We start from the raw sequence: 15,938 nt of genomic DNA, 5'->3' as shown, positions 1-15,938 counted from the left end.
ACTATTTCCCCCCCATAGCGAATAACAATCTTTGTGTCGAGATAAGCAAGGGAGGTAGTATCAGCAGAGTAATACCAATAAAGTAAAGATCCATCGGGTTACCCTGTCCCCAAATTGCCCATCCTCCCTCTTGAGCTAGTAACATTTCCAATACAATCCCGGTGATGAGATAAATAATGAAACTGCTGAATGTCTTAACCAGATTACGCAAAGCAAAAACACGGCCGTGATAGACTTTCGGCACGAGGGTCTGCCACAACGTTTGCATTTTGATAATGCTTATCCGCATCGTGATAAAGCTGATCGCAATACAGATCCCAGAGACATAAATATTTTTTATCTGCGTTAACACCACGAAACCAGTCGCAAACAGGAATTCCAACAACAATAGCGGTATGTGTTTCAGTATATTGGGTTTCCATGCAGACATGATGCTGACTATCACCATGGATACTCCACCGATGGACATCATGTAGCCTGCATCTGCTATGGAAAAATAGGTTGTGAAATAAGGAACAATAGTGATTAGTGTTCCCCCGACCAAAATTGCTTTGAAGAAAGTGTACGCGATCATATAAGTCATTTCCGGCGATGCCTTAACCAACCGGATGCAGCCCATATCAGGAAAAATGGCTTTCCAATTCAATTTAGATAATGTGCCATCATCGTGCGGAAGAAATTGCACAGCACTGACCCTGAACAATAACGCGGCAGCGAATGCACTCACCATAAAGGTCAGAAGATCGACCGTCAGTACCACACCTAAGCCATAATGAGAAAACAAAAACGCACCAATGATGGGAGCCAGCATTTGTGGCAATGAATCGCTGAGACTACCCAATGCGTTCGCCCGATTTAGTGAAGATTGCGGAACGAGCCGGAAAACCAGTGTGCTGTAACAATCAATCTGCAACGCTGTCAGTACGCTGGTCAACGCAATATAGAGATAGACCACCATCGCATTAATGTAGCCAAAGTGATTGAACAAAAGTACAACCGCCAAGGCCAGACCGGCTATCCCTTCTGTCAGCAATAGCACCTTGCGTTTATCATAATGATCAATTACATAGCCTACTAACGGCATCAGTAAAAAGGCCGGAAGCACTAATACTAAATACATATTCGTGTAAGCCATGACTGACATTTGTTTCTCAAGCAACCACAACCCGAAAGCAAATTCCGTTAATTCGCTGCCGAAAATCGACACAGCTATGCCAATCCAAAGTGGGTAAAATCCATGTATGCCCTTCATTCAACAAGTCCCTTTTTTTTGCGATGGCGAGCCTGTAGTACTGGTTTTTCTTTTCGTCCTGTCACCTGCGTATGGCTATCTGGTACAACTGCCTGTGACACACTGATCGCCTTGTTCGCAACGCGTTCCTTGCTGAGAGGCAGTGCTGATTCTATCCACTCGATAAGTTCAGCCAATGTCTTATAAACCATGAATTCCGGCAATCTGAGCGTCACTCCGTATTCTTTTTGCAAGGCCGACAAGATCTTGATCGCAATTAACGAATCCCCTCCCAATGCCACGAAACTTTCGTTCACGTTCAGGCCACGTTGTCCAAGATGAGCGGTCAACAAACGACTCACTGGGCCGTTAAGGTCTATCTGAGATAACTGCTGTTCCGCATTTTCCTGTCGATTCTGTTGTAAAGGGAACTGCTTTATCGACACCTTACCGTTGGCGGTTTTAGGAAATTCTCGCAGATATACAATGGCATTTGGTTGCATATAATGGGCAAAGTTGAGGCTGATAAACTGACGGATTCGTTCACTTAACTCTTTTTGTTCAGCCTTGCCCGCCTGCGTTTTCACATAACAGAGTAATTTTGTTTCCGCTGCCGGAATGCTTGGATCAATCACACTGTTTGTAGTAAACACAACCTGTTCGATCTCTTCCCATTGACCAATCGCGCTTTCTAACTGGGTGGGTTCAATTCGATAACCACGTACCTTGATCTGGAAATCTGTACGACCAAGGAATGACAAACATCCCTGTTCATCCATACTGACCAAATCACCGGTTTTATACATAAGTGGCGCAGCATGATTGCATGCCTCAGCCGGAATATAAGGATCAGCTACATATTTGATGGCAGTCAGAGCATCATTGCCGTAATACCCTTTAGATACCAGCGGGCCACCAATATACAACTCTCCCGGTTCACCACGCGGCACAGGTTGCCCCGATTCATCCAGAACATAAAATCCGGTATTGGCCAGTGGCTTGCCAAGCGGTACTGTTTCTCCCACCTGTGTATCAGAGGTAATGACTGAATCTGTTGCAGTAATGGTGGTTTCAGTCTGAGCATAAGCATTGGAAAAAATGCCTCCTTCAGGAACATGTTGTTGCCACTTTTTAAGTGTCTGTGGATCAACTTTCTCAGTCCCTACCAAGATACGTCGAAGATGGGATGGATAGCTCATCGCGGGATCATCCAAACTCTCTATCCATCCCTGCCAATAGGTTGATGGCAAATCAGCCAGCGTAATCTGTTGTTCAATCAACAACTTATTGAAGTCATCAAAGGTATTTGGCGGTGAATCACCTAAAAACACCACCTGACCTCCCGCCGCCCAAACAGGGAAAAGCTCCTCAAGAACGATATCCCAGCATAAATCGGTAAATTGAAGCATCCGGTCTTCCGGGTGAATCTCCAGATATTCCTTCATCATTAAACAGTGATGGGCAATCGCGCCATGAGAATTCATCACGCAATTGACTTTTTGGGTACTGCCTGACGTGCAGGTAATGTAGGCGGTTTGCCCTGCCGGTATGTCTTTTTCGGGGTTTTGTAGTAATGCAGAATGTAGTAATGCAGAATTTTCCTCAGTCACTCCGCATTGGCGCAACAGCGTTTTTTCATCGTAAAAATTGAAATGTTGGGCATGAGAGAGCGTTTTCAGCAACGAAGTATGTATACCGTTTCTTACCTCATTGCCGCCATTAAAGATCCCATAATCCCCATCAATAAGAGCGAATCGCGGAGTGATCACCGAAAGTAAGAATTCAATCTGAGAGGAAGGTAATTTCTTATCAATAGGAACATACACGCCTCCCGCTTTAAATATAGCCAACACGGAAATTGCTAATGGGAGCCCACGACGTACACTGACAAAAATCGGTTCTTCCGGCTGTAATCCTTGATGCAGCAGGTGATGTGCTAACGCATTTGCCTGTCTGTTCAATTCGGAAAATGAAAGTTGACGCATACCTTCTTTCAGACTGACATCAACTAATGCGCATGCTTGTGGATGAGCGGCAGCACTGAGTTCGAACAAAGCATGAATAGGTGCTTTATACAGCAACTCTTTTCGCAATGGCCCGATAGCAATGGAGGGGGCATCCAGTGCATTCAGATAAGAAACAATATCAGTCAACGTCAGTGTATCCCGCTCTGGAGAGTTAATAAGATAGTCCAATAACTGACTCAACTTGCCTGACAGTGTTTTGATTTTTTCTTTGCTGTAAATTTGTGATGCATATTCCCAATGTAGATACAGATCATGCTCGCTCTGAAACACATCCAAAGACAATTGACCAACAATGTAACGCTTGGCATTATCCAGCGATATAGACCAACTGCCACTGTCATTAAGCTTAAGTTTACGGGGACTGAAATTAAAATCGTAATTGAGATAGCGGTTGAATATTTCTGAACGATGTCCCAGACTGCAATTCTGTACCGTCAGATCTTCAATTGTTACATCCTGATGGGAAAAAATGTCCAACAATTGCTCACAGATAAGATCAAGGTATTCGCTGAAACGTTGCTTATCATTTTGCGTATTCACCCGAACGGGCAACATTGCCGTTGTCAAACCCACCAAATTGTCGAAATTATCAAAGTTACGCCCGGATACCGAGGTAGCCATAACAAACTGAGATTGTTTGAGTACCGTACCTAAAAAAATAGAATAGACGGTATACATCAACATGTAAGGCGTCACACGGCGCTCGGTGGCATAATTCAAAATCTTGGATGTCAATTCAATCGGCAATTTCTCAAGGTGGAAGCCCCCCGTGGGAATAATATCCCCTTCCTCTGTCAATACAGCAGGAGCCGACTCTGGCAAATTTGCCAAATCTGTCTGCCAGCCAGACAGATATTTATGCCAGAATGATTTCTGATGAATAAAACTTGACGTCTTTTTAAATGCCGCCAGACGACTCAGATAATCATGATATTGCAAAGCAGGAGGTAAATTGCTGGCACCATGATAAACAGCCGTCAACTCATCAACTAATACATCCAGAGAGACACCATCAACAATAGAATGGTGAGCAACCAGAAAAATCACATCCACGCAGGTATGGTTAAGTGCGTGTTGCGCCAAAAGTGTCTCATTCCATAGTGGCTGTGATAAATCAATCTGGGCTACATGCACCCTGAACATCGGCCCACGATCGAGTACAAACTCTTTATCCAGACAAGTCTGCCGCCATTGGAAAAACTGTTCTGGTGAATCAATGATCGCCTGCTCAGTATGTATTGCTGCATGATAATCAAATTGGCCCGCTAACGTTTTAAAGGTTTCAGGGCAAAAAACCTGTCGCAGTTGTTGGTGACGATTAAACAGGTATTCAATAGTGCTATTCAACCGGTACTGCTGCAACCCGTCTGTAATGACACATTGGACAAATTCATTGTAGGATTTTGATGCAACAGGATCGTACCAACTGGACATTGCCAGATTCTTTTGCAGTGTTGGTTCAGCCAAAGCAACATTCACCTGCGCTTTTGGTGCTGTAGGCACCTTCGGCAAACGAGGCTTGGCAGAAATACTCTCGACAGTTTTCTCAAAAGCATCGAAGCACTCATTCAACACGTTATCATCATGAGCTGTGGAGAGAAAACAGGTACGGCCTTCCCAGGTATAAACCCCGTTCATCAATAAATTATGGAAGAACAGTTCATGGGTTTTCTTTAAGCTGAATTTAAATAATGAGCCAAAATTTATAACTTCTATACCGCAATCGGCCGCTGTGAACAAACCATTAAGCCGTTCAATAAAGCCCGTGGTTCTGTTATTCAAATCAGTTTGTAACGTTGGCCCGATTGCTTTCATATGCAACAGTGTTGCTTCTGCTGCTGCCATCGTCAGAGGGTGTTTACAAAACGTGCCGGCAAAAAAGGTCGTTTCATTCGGCGGGTAAGATGTATCACCAAATTGCCAGAAACCCCCATCAAGATAATCCATTACAGCCGCATCCCCGGCCAGAACACCAATGGGCATCCCTCCACCGATAACTTTGCCATATGTCACTAAATCAGCTTTGACCTGATAGTAATGTTGGGCCCCTTGGGCGTGATAACGGAAACCTGTAATGATTTCATCAAATAGCAATACAACATTCTGTTGTGCGGTGATTTTTCGTAACGACTGAATAAAGGATTTAGGCCGTAGATTGATATTACGCGATTGAACCGGTTCAACCATAACCATGGCAATTTCATGCCCGTGAGCAGTAATGTAGTCCAGGCTTTGTTGTTCGCCATAATTGAGCACCACAATATCCTGACCCACGTTTTCAGGAATACCGCTGGACAGTGGAAATCTCTCTCCCTGTTTTCCTCCTCCCATAAAGAGAATTTCCGTATAGTGTCCATGATAAGCATTATTGAAGATAACAATCTTGCTTTTTCCGCTGGCAGCCCTCGCCACACGGCAAGCGAGCATAATTGCCTCTGTACCTGAATTAGTGAAAGCGACCCGCTCAACTCCCGTCATTTCGGATATTAAGTCCGCAACAACCATACCAGACTCATCAACCGGTCCAAGATGAAAACCACGTTGCAGCCGTTTTTGCATAGCTTGTTGGATAAAATCAGGATTATGCCCAAATAAGTTGACACCAAAACCCATCGCAATATCAGTAAAGACATTACCGTCCAGATCGGTAAAGTGCGCTCCCTTCGCCGTTTTGCCTACAATCGGATAGCACAACTCTTTGAGTTTGCTGTTGAATTGAATCGCGTTTCGGTTATCGCAGAGAACCTTACGATATTTCTGAATGGTCGCTTTTGACGAACTGGTTCGTGCATTGTACTGCTGAATAAATGCCGTTGTTTCAGCATCACATTTTACAGACGGAGAAAGCTCAGTCGGTTTGTAGGTAAACTTGGCTTTTTCACCAGACGCTGTTAATGGCGCAGTAACAGCGGGCTGATTCTTTTCAGGAAGCTGAAATGATTCTTCAACAGGCTGCTTTACCGATTGAGTACTGTTTATTGGTGTACTGTTTATTGGACTGCGATTTGTTGGAATGCTGGCTGTTGGAAGTGAACTATTAACAGCCCTTCCTCCAAGATGCTGTAACACCGTCAACTGCTGTTGGAACAATTGCTGCATGGCGTTTAACTGAGCCGCCATAATACTTTGTTTGATTTCAATCCCCTGTCCCGTTTCAGTGCTTTGTCTGGTTTCAAAGTTGGTGACAATCGGCTCGTTAAGTGCCATCTCTGTAGGGGCAACAAAAGAAGATAACGGGATGGAGGGAGGCGCTAGATCCGGCTGAACAGTAACAGTTTTCTTCGGCTCCGGCGCTATCGTTGGCGATACGGATACGATTGTTGCTGCTTGTGGTTGCTCGTTAACCTTATCAACAACAGACTGTGCCTGCTTACTGATGAAACTGGCGACCTTATCAATATTCGACAACCCCTTAAAAAACTTTCCAATACCGATATCTACGCCATATTGGGATTTAATATTATTTTTTAATTTAATCAATGTGAGAGATTCTATACCCAGCGCCAGAAAATCAGTATCAGCAGGTACATGTTCACTCGTTAATTCTGCCTGTAACCAGCTTTGCAGAGCGTGTTTAATTTCATTTGGCAATTGCGTCATTACGTTACATTCCCTTCATAAATTCTGATTGGGCTTGGAAGATCGCATTCATACAATCAATTTGTTGCTGCATGATGGCGAAGGGTTCACGATCAGTCAGGTTGAAATGTTCAACAGGACTTGCCTGCGGCCTTATTCCATTCAGTGGCATAGAAGTTGATTCCGTAAACCAACACTCTTCTGTCAGTAATTTTCTGGCAGGTAATAAGGTGGGCTTGAATGTGAACGGTGCATACATCGTCAGCCAATCTCTTGGTGAACCTGACAGACGTTCACTGGCTAATACCGCCACTAAATCGCAATAATTGAGCTGTGGACTTTGCTGAGAACAACAATAGGCTGAAGCAAGATGCTGCTGAGAGGATTCGTTGAGCAACGTCCCAAGCATACTTTTAGGGCCAATCTCGATGATCTTAAGCCCGGTCATAGCGGTTAATTTGTCCAGATTACTGCGGAACAAAACACGACCCAGCATATGCTGTTGCCAATATTCCACAGTGGAGAAACAGTCTGTTTCCGGTTGACCCGTCAGATTAGACAGAATAGGCACATCTGCTGCCTTAAGAGGTATGTCAGCGAGAAACTTGCCAAATTCTCTGGCCGCATCGGACATCATCGGAGAATGGAAGGCCCGGCTGGTATTGATAACACGAGCATGGAAACCATGTGGTTCCAATTGCTGCTGAAAATATTCAAGGGCACTGAGTGATCCACTGATGATGGTATTTGTCTCGCTATTTTCGACAGCAATAGTCAGATCAGCGTGCCACTCTGTACTCATCTCTGTTTCAATTAATGTTCCGAGTTGCTGCGCCGAACAGTTCACCCTCATCATGGCACCATTGGGATCACTCGCTTCCATCAGTTGGGCGCGTTTGATGATTATCTTCAACCCCTCTTTCAGTGAAAATACATTGGCAATGCAAGCCGCAACATACTCACCAAGGCTATGACCAAGTAAGATATCGACCTGCCCAATAGCGGGACGCAAACATTGGTACAGGGCATACTCAAAAGCAAACAAGATCACCTGTGCAAATTCGGTACGATTGATGGTTTGCTCATCCATCTGTTCAATCAGAAGGCGTTTTACCTCTACTTTTGGCTGCCCGTTTTCATGCGCAATTTCAGAACAGAGTTGATCGATATGATCAAGCCACTGTGCAAATTGCCTATTGTGGCGATACAACTGTGCAGCCATTGCTACCGATTGAGTACCTTGCCCGGCAAAAACCAATGCCACGATTGCCGTACTATTTTCACTGGCGCGATAACCAACAGGTTCTCCTCTGGCTACAGCAGAAAGTTGCTCGATCAGTTGTTCAGTGCTATTTACCGCTAATGTGCAGACAACCGGTAATACAGTGCGTTGAGCCAACGCCTGACAAAAGTTCATCAATACAAACTGCTGTTGCATCACTTGTTGTTGCACATAAGCCAATAAACCGGTGGCAATAGCCTGTAAGTGAGCTTGATCGCACCCACTCAACACACAAGGTAATACCTCAATTATTTGTTTTGCATCGGGAAGGGCTTTTCTGTCCTGGCCCTTGATAATGACATGCGCACCGGTTCCTCCCATTCCAAACGCACTGACAGCCAGACAGTTTTTCCCGACAGCCAGCGGTTGCACCGTAGTCGGTATCGCCAGTTGGCCTTCGACCAATGAGATACGGGGATTCAATTGATTAAATGACGCTACTGGTGGTGCGATTCTGTGCTTATCAATCAACAGTAATTTGATCAGCCCGGCAATACCTGCCGCGGCTTCAAGATGCCCGATATTGGCTTTGATAGCACCGAGATAACAGGGAGTTTGGGTTTTCTGGTCACAAAAACAGGCGTTAATCCCGGCTAATTCAATAGGGTCGCCCAGATGAGTGCCAGTGCCATGCGTTTCAAAATAAGCAATATCCCTTGCTTTCACGCCTGCACTGGCCCAACACCGCTCCAGCAATTGTTGCTGTGCTATCGGATCGGGTGCAGTAATGCCATTGCTGCGGCCACCATGATAAACCTCGGAAGCCAGCAAACTTGCCTTGACATCATTTTTATCCCGAACAGCAAGATCGTGACGTTTAAGAATGACGACGCCTGCCCCCTCACCCAGAACAGTTCCATTCGCCTCAGCATCAAAAGGACGGCAGATTCCATCATGGGATAATACGTTCAATTGGCGCATTTCCCTGAAATGGGCCATATCCAATTGCAGGTGCACTCCCCCCACAATAGCAGTATCACATTCGCCTCTTTCAATACTTAAACGTGCTTGATGCAATGCCACCAGCGATGATGAACACAAAGTATCAACAATTAACGAAGGCCCTTTTAAATCCAGAAAATACGACAAGCGATTGGCACATACACTGTTTTGATTATTGATGGCACTCGTCGGATAACCGGGTTCTCCCGTCTCAGTCTGATAATCATGCAACAATTGCCGATAGCCATTTTGGCTGATGCCGATAAATACACCTGTCCGGCTTTCTTTCAAATCATTCAGACTCAGATTAGCGTGCTCGATAGCTTCCCAAGTCACCGTTAGCAATAATCTGTGTTGGGGGTCCATCAAACGGGCATCTTTGGGGTTAATTTGAAAGAAGCGGTAATTGAATTGGCGGATATCGTTACAAAATGCCCCGCTCAATGGGATGCCCTCAGCCTCAAACTCCGCCAACAATGGAGCCATAAAGGGCCGATCTTCAGGACAACGGCTAAACATACTTTTGCCGACAAGCAAGTTTTCCCAGAGTTGCTCGCAATCCTCTGCACCGGGAAAACGCCCGGCGTAGCCGATAATAGCCACATCCACATGATTTTGTTCTGGCGACAAGAGTGCTGTGCTATTGGCATAGTGAGAACGATTATCCGTCTCTTGTACCAATCTTTGCCAAAGCTGATGGATTGACGAACAGGAGAACAATTCTACTTCTGTGACAGGTTGCCCGATAGTTTGGCTTAGGCTTCCGGCCAATTGAACAATCGTTAATGAATTGTAACCAAGATCCAGCAAAGAACGTTGGGCATCATCATCTGACAGTGCTTGCCCCCTTACTTGACCGATGATGTGAACAAGTGTTTCCCAATTAATGTCCCTTGCGGATGAAGCCGCCTGAGAGAAAACCGGCGAAGCAACATGATTTATCGCAATTTTCAGGAATGAATGACATGCCGGATTTGATTTGAAAGACTCATCTGCATCATATAATGCATTAAGCACAGCATGATAATTTTCACGCACAGTACGCTGTGACACTTTAAATGATGGCGTGACCTCACCTTTAGCCACGGACAGCGATGTTTCAGTCAGTGCAACCGCAATCAACTTCTGGGAATCTTCCGTTACCCGGCGATTATGCTGTTGCAATACCTGTAAAATATGTTCCCGTAGGGGTGATGAGTGCCGGAGTGTACAATCCTCACCAAATCTTTGGCGGCAAAGATCGGGATTGATAAACAATAACGCTGTAGCGTAGGGTCTTTGTTCAACCTCGATGATGGCATGGCTGATAATATCGGTTTTCTCAAACAAACTCTGTTCGATAACATCAGTGGATACCTTTTCACCATTGGATAACTTTTTAACCGCATCCAACCTCCCTAAAAGTATCAGCTCTCCATTGACCATTTTGCCGAGATCACCGGTTCTGAACCATTGCTGTTTGAAACAGCGCTGGTTAGCGGCCTCATCAGCATAATAGCCCAGCATCACATTCGGCCCTTTCGCCAATATCTCTCCCGTATCTTCATCAATATGGAGATTCACATTAGGTATAGGCCGACCGACGCTGTTATGTTCTTTACAGTCTAATCCCTTAAGGGTCAGACATGGGCTTGTCTCGGTCAGCCCCCACCCTTCAGCAACCTGAATATCACAGAGGTGAAAATAATCCTCTATTTCAGCGGGAAGTTTAGAAGCAGCAGAAAAGATCATTTGTAATGAAGGAGCCACCGCGCAATGAAAATCCGCTGACTGTTTCATTTTATTGGCAACCACAGTCAATATTTTCGGCACACTGAAAAAACGAGTGGGTTTTAATTGACTCAAATTGGCGCACAACCGTTCAATATCCATGCCCCGGCTGTTATCAATATGTAATATGGCCTGACTGAAAATAGCCGTATATTTTTCGAACAACCCCCCAAAACTATGGTGCCACGGCAAGTAACTAAGAAAAGACTGCTGCCCATCTAAATGCCACAATGTTTTCAGCGCTTGTTGCTGTGAAAGAATATTGGCTTGACTAAGTAATACGCCCTTAGGCTTTCCACTGGAACCGGAAGTGAACATTAAACAAAATGCTTGTTCTGCCTGCGTTGTTTGCAAATCTGTTGCCAGTAACCTGAGCAGTTCTTCCCCCATTCCCTTATGGCTGATCGCTTCGTCTGGAGTAAGTAAGAGAGTATCGTTATCAATGCTGGCAAAGTCAGTGAAAGCACCGGAGGGTTCTACTGTCATTACATGCCATGAAGGATTTTGTGGCAAAGCTTGCGCGTGCGATGCCGTTTCAGTGATGACTAATACTGGTTCTGCTAATGACAGGCAGTGAGCAATCATTTCCACAGAATAATTTGCATACAGTGGAGTATAAATAGCGCCTTTAATCTGGCATGCAAATTCAATGGCCAATAATTCCCAGCGATTATGTGAAATTGTCACTACCCGCTGACCACGAGTAATCTTTAATTCACACAAATAACGGTAAACGCGCGCAATGCTGCACAGTAATTGGCGCCAATTTAACTGACGCTCAAATTGCATATCGTTAAACCGTATTGCGTCTACGTCGATAAGTGCATTTTTCAGCAATGCCAGAATAAGTATATTTTCAGTATCAAGCCCCTGAAGGCAGGCCTGCCATTGCTCGACAAAACGATCATTACCCATATTTTTGTTTTGTATACGCATATTCTTACTTAAGCCAAATAAAAATGACATAAATACATCACGGTTTCAGGCTAAACGCAGATACGTAACCTGATTCAAACACATAACATCAGATATGCCGTTAAATCCGCACAGGCCTTTGCTGCCTGACTTTTATTCACAAGCTACGAATAAAAGAAGCAAAGGCCCAATTTCTATCTCAGATTTAAGGTAAGATGTTAATACGTTCGGATAACATCAAGTGCTTGAAGTCACGTAATCTTGTTGATATCTGTGTACGTTTCAACCAGCGATCTGTGCCGTCATATCTGGGTTGATACGCTTTACGGCCATGAGCACAACGATAATTATCAATAAAGGCAATTTCACCTGGGCTTAAAACCAAGTCGAATACCCCCGCCTCAGTTAATGCCTCCAATTCGGCAACAGCTTCATGCTCTTCGGTATTCAAAGCCGCTTTGTCCAAATACAAAGGGTCATAGCGCATATAAGTATTATTTCCCCCGCCAGTAAGAAGCGGACAAATGGTATAGTTCTCATCACGTTCTTCTTTCGACAAGCAAGGACGATCGTTGAAAATACGGAATTTGTTTTTCTTTAAGATAGAAACTGCTTTTTCGCTGAGCTTTGAAAAATCCGGTACTGATACGCTGGTCGGGACTCGGTAATTGTTACGAATACACATAAAACCGATGTAATCCGCACGGTAATCCAGTGAGGTATCCTCAGTATGCAGTAATAGATCCACAGCCCCTGTACCTAATTGCTTACCCGCGTCCTTTTTGATTGGAAATATTTCCTGAACCAACTTTCCTTCTTGTAAATCAGAAAAGCCAACCACATCGCCACATAAATTCGACATCAGACAACAGTAATAGTCATAGTCGCTGTTCGTATTGTAGACATCCTTCCAATGGTTTGGAGTTGGTCCCATTTTCTCGGACATATCAGGAAATCCCTTTATCACAACCAGTGGATATCCTTGATTGCGGAACTTTTTTAATTCAATACGCAATCGGGTTGGTAAGGACTCAACCCATTCCGGTAACGTACTCACAAAATCTTGATCATCGGTAGAGTGATAACGTTTTTGTAATTGTTCAATGAGAGCCTGAATCTCATCAACTTCTGAATTTGACAATTCAATTGAATATATAGATTGGTTCATTGTTATTAACCCTTATTGTCATAAATTACCGTAATGCGGTTGCAAGCCTTTCTAACCCTTGCTCGATAGCATCCATCGATGTGGCAAAAGAAATACGTACATGTCCATGATAAAGACAAGCTTCAGCCGGGATCAGGGCAACGCCTGCATGCGTAAGCAGGTATTCGCATAATTGGGTTGCATTGCGACAACGGTCATTGAGGTATTTTTCGACATTTGGGAACAAATAAAATGCACCAGAAGGAAGCTCACACTCGAAAAGTTCACGGACATATCGATATGACAGATCTCGTCGTTGTTTAAGTATTTCCAGCCTTTCCTGATATAAATCTTTTGGCATTTCAAGTGCTGCAATGGCACCGTATTGTGCAAATGTACAAACATTATCAGTCATGTGACCGTGCAGATTTGATATCCTATTGATTAATTCAGAATGGGCGATCATATAGCCAATACGGTATCCCGTCATGGCGAAGCTTTTGGAAAATGTTTGTACCGTTATAATGTATTCGTTGTCGTCAATTGCGGCTAAGCTATGATGTTCAGCATCAAATACAATTTGTTCATAGGTTTCATCAGACAATACGAAAATCTGTTTTCCTTTAATAAATTGACACAGTGACTGTAATGCTGATTTTGAATAAACAGCTCCTGTCGGATTATTCGGTGTATTAATAATAATAAGTTTGGTGTTTTCAGTAACAGCCTGTTTGATTTTTTCAACATCCAAATCTGCACCAATGTTTTCAATTAAAACCGCTTTCCCTCCGGCTAATTTTACTGCTTCAACATAGGTTTCCCAGCAAGGAACAGGAATAATAACCTCATCATCGGGTTCAATTATTGTTTGTAGTATTTCATAAATTATCTGTTTAGCTCCATTTGCTACAAGGATGTTTTCAGACGTTGCTTTTATTTTATTGTCTTCAAATACTTTTTGGCAAACCCTCTCTTTTAATTTAGGTTCACCATTAAGCCAACTATAACGGGTTTTGCCATCTATCAATGCGCGGATAGTTTCATTGATAATAATGTGGCTGGTATTGAAATCCAGTTCCCCTTCATTTAACCCAATGATGTCATGGCCTTCACTTTCCAATTGAGAAACGATATCTGACAAGCCGGATGTTACTGAGGCATTAATATTTTTTGATCTACCTGCAATGCGAGATAATAGATCACTTTCTTGTATTATCATGAATATCTCTATCTATTTATGTATATTTAAATAATTAATCGACAGTTTTAGAAGGAATAATTTCATTATTTACGTGTTGATTAACATCATAATTCAATACAGTTGGCGGCTTGATGTATTCTGTAATATCTAAATGTTGTTGCTTATAATTCTTAGCAATAACGCGACCATCTTCATGAGTGTTGATATATGTCTGGTTAATAGCTAACTTACCTAATGTGGTTGTGACAACATATTGAGGTACACTAAAACCTGTTTCGAACCCTATCATCGCATCCATAATTTCTTGCCCTTTCTCCAGTGTTGTCATGAAGTGAGAAACACCAGATACGTTGTCGCAATGATATAAATAATAAGGACGAACCCTGATTCTCAAAAGCGCCTTAAGCAATGCGCGCATCGTTTCCACATCATCATTGACGCCCTTTAACAAAACAGACTGATTTTGCACTGGGATACCGTGCCGCAGTAGCCGATCACAGGCAGCAGCCGCTTCTTCAGTCACTTCTTTGGGATGATTGAAATGGGTATTAACCCAGATTGGATGGTATTTTTCCAACATCTGACAAAACTTTTCTGTCACTCGCTGAGGAGCAAATACGGGATAACGGGTTCCAATACGAATGATATTAATATGCTTGATACTTCTCAGCCTTTTGATAATAGCCTCAAGAAACTTATCATAATGTATTAAGGGATCACCCCCCGTCAGGAGAACATCGTCAATTTCGGGATGACTCTCAATATAAGCAAAGTCTTCTTCATATGATGCAACGAGATCTGAACCAAAATAGGTTCCATTAACATCGGTTGTGTGAAATTTACGTGTACAATGACGGCAATAAACCGGGCAAGTATCAGAAACAAGTAACACAATCCGATTTGGATATTTATGAATCACTCTGGCTGTTTTAAGATTTGAAACATCTCCCACAGGATCATTGTCAGAGTTTGTTTCAACTTTCATTTCTTTTAAATGTGGAATTGTCTGCAATCGAATTGGACAATTTTCATCATGCTTATCCATAAGCGATGCATAATAAGGAGTGCTCTGCCACAGATATTTTCCTTTAACGGCTTCAATGGCTTTCTTCTCTCCATCAGTTAACGCAACCCACTTTTCCAGATCCTCAGTCGTTTTAATTAAGTTACGTAATTGAAACTTGGGATCATTCCATTCCTCATCACTAAAAGACTCTTTACTTAAGAACATATCATCTTCCTCATGAGCTTTTTAATACTCTCTTAGGCGTGGGCAATGGTCAAGCCACAAAAAATTTGCAGCAAGCATAATAATATGGCTACCGTACCGACAACCAGTGGGTTATATTTAGGAGTTTAGAATCACAAACATGCGCATTTATTTACAGGAAGGCATGATACTGTGTGTTTTAGTAACCTCTTAATTAATTTCTTGATAAGATTTATATTAGCAATGAAATATAAATAAATTTTTTGGCTTTGTGGATTTTAAAATAGATACCCCCATTAAAAATGAGTGTCATTTAAAATAAATAATTAACACTATTAAAAATAAACAGAGGTTTTAAAGGAAAGATTTTTCTTTAAAAACAATCAACAAACTAAAAAATAAGTGTCCAAAATAAAAATTGGGCTATTTTAAAATATAAAACGTAACCATTAAAAATCGCACTCTTTTTTTAAAAAAAACACACTAAGAACCTATTTTATTAGGTCCTAAATCTCTCACAATTTACAGGGTATCACCAGCTCTTGGGGAATAACTTGAGCTGGCACATAAGAATCTATGGTCACTATATGAACGCATCCCGTTTGCAAGACAAAAATCATGTTGACATCGACGG

The 15,938-nt window shown here is 42.9% G+C and carries 6 protein-coding genes; all 6 read right to left on the bottom strand.

What is annotated here, in order from left to right; translation table 11 throughout:
* Position 1: 1 nt before the first annotated feature.
* Positions 2 to 1,252: an MFS transporter gene (locus AB204_RS14650; protein WP_047964113.1), complete on the bottom strand. Its 1,251-nt coding sequence runs from the start codon at positions 1,250 to 1,252 to the stop codon at positions 2 to 4.
* Positions 1,249 to 6,858 (bottom strand): aminotransferase class III-fold pyridoxal phosphate-dependent enzyme, encoded by a 5,610-nt coding sequence (locus AB204_RS14645; RefSeq protein ID WP_047964112.1) that lies wholly within the window; start codon positions 6,856 to 6,858, stop codon positions 1,249 to 1,251. The genes AB204_RS14650 and AB204_RS14645 overlap by 4 nt, the downstream gene beginning before the upstream one ends.
* A 4-nt stretch (positions 6,859 to 6,862) precedes the next feature.
* On the bottom strand, positions 6,863 to 11,767 hold the full coding sequence (locus AB204_RS14640) for a type I polyketide synthase (RefSeq protein WP_047964155.1): 4,905 nt from the start codon (positions 11,765 to 11,767) through the stop codon (positions 6,863 to 6,865).
* Between the two features lie 184 nt (positions 11,768 to 11,951).
* Entirely contained in the window at positions 11,952 to 12,914 is a 963-nt protein-coding gene (locus AB204_RS14635) for a TauD/TfdA family dioxygenase (protein ID WP_047964111.1), read from the bottom strand.
* Positions 12,915 to 12,939: 25 nt separating this feature from the next.
* Entirely contained in the window at positions 12,940 to 14,112 is a 1,173-nt protein-coding gene (locus AB204_RS14630) for a pyridoxal phosphate-dependent aminotransferase (RefSeq protein ID WP_235428096.1), read from the bottom strand.
* Between the two features lie 34 nt (positions 14,113 to 14,146).
* A complete protein-coding gene (gene blsG, locus AB204_RS14625) occupies positions 14,147 to 15,325 on the bottom strand; it encodes an arginine 2,3-aminomutase (protein ID WP_053067919.1) in 1,179 nt (392 codons plus the stop codon).
* Positions 15,326 to 15,938: the final 613 nt, after the last annotated feature.

This window comes from Xenorhabdus khoisanae (assembly GCF_001037465.1).
In the GTDB taxonomy this organism is placed as follows: domain Bacteria; phylum Pseudomonadota; class Gammaproteobacteria; order Enterobacterales; family Enterobacteriaceae; genus Xenorhabdus; species Xenorhabdus khoisanae.
The sequence above is the reverse complement of the archived record's forward strand: the minus strand, read 5'-3'. Positions and strand labels throughout refer to the sequence as shown.

What these genes read in the sequence shown, in the direction of transcription:
- AB204_RS14650 (WP_047964113.1), bottom strand. Translation starts at nt 1,252, where the DNA reads ATGAAGGGCATACATGGATTTTACCCACTTTGGATTGGCATAGCTGTG.
- AB204_RS14645 (WP_047964112.1), bottom strand. Translation starts at nt 6,858, where the DNA reads ATGACGCAATTGCCAAATGAAATTAAACACGCTCTGCAAAGCTGGTTA.
- AB204_RS14640 (WP_047964155.1), bottom strand. Translation starts at nt 11,767, where the DNA reads ATGCGTATACAAAACAAAAATATGGGTAATGATCGTTTTGTCGAGCAA.
- AB204_RS14635 (WP_047964111.1), bottom strand. Translation starts at nt 12,914, where the DNA reads ATGAACCAATCTATATATTCAATTGAATTGTCAAATTCAGAAGTTGAT.
- AB204_RS14630 (WP_235428096.1), bottom strand. Translation starts at nt 14,112, where the DNA reads ATGATAATACAAGAAAGTGATCTATTATCTCGCATTGCAGGTAGATCA.
- blsG (WP_053067919.1), bottom strand. Translation starts at nt 15,325, where the DNA reads ATGTTCTTAAGTAAAGAGTCTTTTAGTGATGAGGAATGGAATGATCCC.